The sequence below is a fragment of the Mediterraneibacter sp. 210702-DFI.5.30 genome (genome assembly GCF_020560115.1).
In the GTDB taxonomy this organism is placed as follows: domain Bacteria; phylum Bacillota; class Clostridia; order Lachnospirales; family Lachnospiraceae; genus Mediterraneibacter; species Mediterraneibacter faecis.
Map to the genome: position 1 here is coordinate 1 of NZ_JAJCME010000036.1, position 495 is coordinate 495.

General features: G+C 35.6%; 2 pseudogenes. Both read left to right on the plus strand.

From position 1 onward, the window contains the following. Positions 1-193, plus strand: a pseudogene (locus tag LI126_RS14575) (XRE family transcriptional regulator); the annotation flags it as partial. Between the two features lie 103 nt (positions 194-296). Further along, a pseudogene (locus LI126_RS14580) lies at positions 297-495 on the plus strand (ImmA/IrrE family metallo-endopeptidase); the annotation flags it as partial.

Consider the following 495-nt stretch of genomic DNA (forward strand, 5'->3'; position numbering starts at 1 on the left):
TGGAAATCGTGGAGCTAAACAAGCACAGCAGATTTTGGAACAGGCTGCCGCTATGTTCGCTGGTGGCTCATTATCAGATGAAGACAAGATTGCTTTTATGGACGATATGCAGATGCTTTATTTGGATTCCAAGAGACGTGCAAAGAAATACACACCAAAAAAATATCTGACAGAAGATTCAAACGAAGAATAATATGGGTAAGTTATTGAACACTTAATTTGATACCTTATACTTGCGGAGCTATATCTTCGCAACTCTGCATTCTTTAAGATATTATAATTTTGAGGTGATTGATTTGAGAAACACTTATATCTACACGGAAACTACCAAACTGATCAAAAAATTTGGTACTCGCGATCCGTTTGAAATCATGGATCAGATGCATATTGTAGTAATGGAATCTTCAAGATATCAGAAATTGAAAGGTTACTGCTTTATGAGTTGCAAAACGATTTATGTCATGATTAGCAGTTTCCTTTCAGAAGAAGAAAAGA